Raw genomic sequence first — 4,127 nt, 5'->3', positions numbered from 1 at the left:
TCGAAAAAGTAGAAGTGTTGAAAGGAAGCGCCGCCATCCTGTACGGACAGGTAGCGCCCGGTGGTGTGGTGAATATGGTTACCAAACAGCCTAAATTCAACTTTGGCGGCGAAGTATCCATGGGTATCGGCAGCTATGATCTATACAAACCGGCTTTCGACATTTACGGACCCATTTCAAAATCCATAGCTTATCGCGTTAATGGTACGTATGTAAAGGCCAACAGTTTCCGCGACCAGGTAAGTTCCGAACGGTATTATGTAAATCCTTCCTTGTTGTTCAAACTGGGCAAACGTACCCAGGTGGTGGCCGAAGGCGATTACCTGAAAGATAATTTCACACCCGATTTTGGTATTGGTACGCTCGGTGGTAAGAACATTCCCAATGTAAAGCGTTCCAGTTTTTTTGGTACGCCCTGGCAGTACAATAAAACGAAACAAACCACTACTACACTTACCATAAAACACCAGCTTTCAAATAACTGGAATCTCAATGCCTCCTTTTCTTACCAGGATTACAAAAGAGATTATTTTGCAGTAGAAAGGATCCAGGCCGATTCTACCGGAAAATGGGGCCGCCCGCTGGGCCGGATAAATACCAATGAAAAATTTTATGCAGGCCAGGTAAACCTGATCGGTAAATTCAATACCGCCTCGCTGGAGCATAACCTGCTGGCGGGTCTGGATGCCGATCGTTCCGTAACTACCGATTACAACTATACCTTTCCGGCCATGAATGGTTTTGCTTCCGGCATTTACGATACCATCAACATTCTTGACCAGTTAAAATATAACGCGCGTACAGATCTGCCGCTGGTTACTACTATCAGAAAAAGAATAGCGCCTATCAATCGTATGGGCGTTTATGTGCAGGACCTGATTAAACTGTCGCCTAAATTTAATTTACTGGCAGGCATCCGGTTCGCTTATGTTGAAACACGGGGTATTGACTCAATAAACCTGCTCAACGATACTAAAGTAACCGGAGTTACCCGGTACGATCATGCATTCTCTCCACGTTTTGGACTGGTATATAAACCAGTGAATACAACAGCTGTTTTTGTAAGTTATTCCAATTCATTTACCAATAATACCGGCAGCGACCTGGATGGCAAAGCCTTAAAGCCTTCCATTATTGATCAGTATGAAGTGGGGGTTAAAAATAATTTCCTGAACGACCGGTTATCGGTTAATGTTACCCTTTACCGTATTAAGAACAACAACCTGGCGCAAACAGCTCCTTACCTGAAAGATGGCACGCCCAATAATAACACCAATTACAAAATGATGAGCGGCGAAACCACCAGTGATGGTGTGGAAGTAGACCTGGCCGCCTCACCCATCCGGGGTTTGAACATAACCGCCGGTTACAGCTATAACTACATGCGGTATACCAAAACCGACACCAGTGTAGGCAGCTTTAAAACCGGGGAGCGGCTGGTTAACAACCCTGGCCATACAGCCAACGGAAGCATCTTTTACAGTTTTGCTGGCCGCCTCGAAGGGTTTAAAATAGGCACCACCATCGTGTATCTCGGCGACCGCTTTGCCGGCTGGAATACTGATGTGTTAAAAACCGGCCCGGTTACTTACCGCGACCGCCTGATTGCTGTAAGCGGCTATACAACAGTAGATGTGTCGGCCGGTTACACGTTCAGAAAGAAGATCTCTTTACTGGCCAAGGTGTCGAACCTAACCAATACCTACAACGTAAATGTGCATGAAAACTATAGCGTGAACCCCATACCGCCTACGCAGTTCACCGCTACAGTAAGTTATAAGTTTTGATTTTCAGGAGGTCAAGTATAAAGTAAAGTCCTTCCCAATGTATTGGGAAGGACTTTTTTATTACACTAACTTTCGGGGTAATAAATAGATATCCCGGAGATATCCCCGATATAACTCCGATTTATCCCGTATATATCCCGCCTCTTTTTAAAGGACAAAATATCTCCGGTTTAGTACAAAGTCATATCTGTGTTGTTTCTATAATATAGCTATTTAACCACTCTTTCAAATAACCATCATTAAATCATCTGTTATGGCTAAACTAGAAGGCAACCTCCAGATTACAGGCTCTTTGGACAACCTGAGCTTTTATAAAATGCGCGGGTCAGACAAGATCATTGTGCGTAGAAAAGGCGGCCCAAGCAGTAAGCAGGTAAAACAATCGCCGAATTTTGAAAATACCCGCCGCAATAACAGAGAGTTTGGCGGACGGGCGGCAGCAGCCGCGTATATTAAACGCTTACTAAATCCGTTGCGGTTTCTGGCTGATTATAATATCACCGGTCCGCTCAATGCCTTACTAAAACCCATTCAAAAAATGGACACCAGCAACAACTGGGGACAGCGCAACATCATCATTTCGAAAAATGCGCGGTTACTGCAAGGGTTCTCCATCAATCGCCGCTACCAGTTAGATTCAATCTTACGTACACCTGTCTTGTATGCCTTACAAAACCAACAGGTCATAATTGATATCCCTGATTTATTACCCGCACTAAACTTTATTGCACCGGGTAATTATCCCTGGTACAAGTTTATTGCAACAGCCGGTCTGATACCCGATATCTATTACCGGGATGCTATTTGGGGATATCAACCCAAAGGCGAATATAATTATGGGCCTTCTACTGGTAGCACAGACTGGTTACCCGTGAATGCGCGTGGGGCGGCTTCCAAAATCACTATTGACGACTTACCCGAAATGAAACCCGACGACCATAGTATTATGATAGCAATAGGAATTTCCTTTGGCACCATGCAAGGCAATGAAATACGGCCGGTAAAATATGTTGGTGCGGGGAAGGTAATTGGGATGGAGTGATTATTTGCGTATCATTGACAAATGTTTGACTTCCGACTAAAAGTATTTTACACTGTTGCGCGCAGATTGAATTTCACCAAGGCGGCGTCAGCGTTGTTTATTACGCAACCCGCCGTAACCAAACATATTCACGAAATTGAGGCTTACTATAAAATCCAGTTGTTTGAGCGGAACGGTACCCGCATAAAGTTAACACCGGCCGGCGCCGTTCTGCTTGAACATACGGAACAGCTTTTTACCATTTACCGCAATATCGAGTTTGACCTGGCTGCCATGAATGAACATGTACAGGGCAGTATTCGGATAGGCGCCAGTACAACCGTGGCGCAGTATGTTTTGCCTAAATACCTCGCATCCTTTAAACAAAAATTCCCCGATATAAACATTGCGTTAACGGCCAGCAATACCGAGCAAATTGAAAATACCCTTACCGCGAATAAGATTGATCTTGGCATTATAGAAGGGCAATCAAAACGGCCACAATTAAAGTATACCAGCTTTCTGAAAGATGAAATGGTGCTGTGCACCCGTACAGGCAATCCCGCCATTAAAAAACAAACCATTCCCCTGTCAGCATTGAAGGAACTGCCCTTACTGATGAGGGAGCAAGGCTCAGGTTCGCAGGAAGTGATAGCTGCTGCGTTAAAGAAAGCAGGGATCAGGGTTGCTCAATTAAATATCGAGATGGTGTTGGAAAGTACGGAAAGCATAAAGTCGTACCTCGGTAGTTCTGATAGTTTTGCGTTTTTATCGGTCCATTCTATCCTGAAAGAATTAAAGAGCAATGAGCTTACCATCATCGATATAAAAGAACTGGCTATCGAGCGGTATTTTTATTTTGTAAAACAACAGGGTGATAACCAGCCCCTGAATGAGCTGTTTATGAAATTCATCAGCTCTAATAACTTCAAGTTATAGCAGATTAAATCTGGTCATTTCATTGCCGGTTGATAGTTGTTGACCTTTGGGTAATGGAAACGGACAATGTTACCCCGAAAAGCAAAAGAACTTTTTTAGACAAGAGCATCACCACCCGGGAACTGATCTTTTTACTGGCCCTGGTATTTTGTGTGTCCCCGCTTATTTCTCCGCCAGAGGCGTTGTTACTGGGATTGGTAATCGCTCAGTTTATCGGCCACCCTTACCTGCATTTAAACCACAAAGCTACGCATATTTTGCTACAGGCATCTGTGGTGGGACTGGGTTTTAATATGAATGTAACCACGGCCTTACAGGCCGGGAAAACCGGCCTGTGGCTTACTGTAGCGTCTATATTTGGTACGTTGATACTTGGAACT

General features: G+C 44.3%; 3 protein-coding genes and 1 pseudogene. All 4 read left to right on the top strand.

Going from position 1 to position 4,127, the window contains the following annotated elements; translation table 11 throughout:
• Positions 1-1,787, top strand: a 1,787-nt coding sequence (locus ACJ751_RS18625) for a TonB-dependent siderophore receptor (protein ID WP_407747025.1), incomplete at its 5' end; no start/stop codon positions are given.
• 253 nt (positions 1,788-2,040) lie between these two features.
• Entirely contained in the window at positions 2,041-2,829 is a 789-nt protein-coding gene (locus ACJ751_RS18620) for a hypothetical protein (RefSeq protein ID WP_407747024.1), read from the top strand.
• A gap of 21 nt (positions 2,830-2,850) precedes the next feature.
• Positions 2,851-3,747 carry a LysR family transcriptional regulator gene (locus ACJ751_RS18615; RefSeq protein ID WP_407747023.1) on the top strand — a complete coding sequence of 299 codons (897 nt, stop codon included), beginning with the start codon at positions 2,851-2,853 and terminating at the stop codon, positions 3,745-3,747.
• A 53-nt stretch (positions 3,748-3,800) separates the two neighbouring features.
• Positions 3,801-4,127 (top strand): annotated as a pseudogene (locus ACJ751_RS18610) (putative sulfate exporter family transporter); the annotation flags it as partial.

Source organism: Niastella sp. (genome assembly GCF_045805085.1).
Classification (GTDB): Bacteria; Bacteroidota; Bacteroidia; order Chitinophagales; family Chitinophagaceae; genus Niastella.
Note: the sequence above shows the minus strand (reverse complement) of the source record. Positions and strands in the feature narration are given on the sequence as shown.

Excerpts from the sequence above, each read along its gene's own strand:
- ACJ751_RS18620 (WP_407747024.1), top strand. The coding sequence starts at position 2,041 with ATGGCTAAACTAGAAGGCAACCTCCAGATTACAGGCTCTTTGGACAAC.
- ACJ751_RS18615 (WP_407747023.1), top strand. The coding sequence starts at position 2,851 with ATGTTTGACTTCCGACTAAAAGTATTTTACACTGTTGCGCGCAGATTG.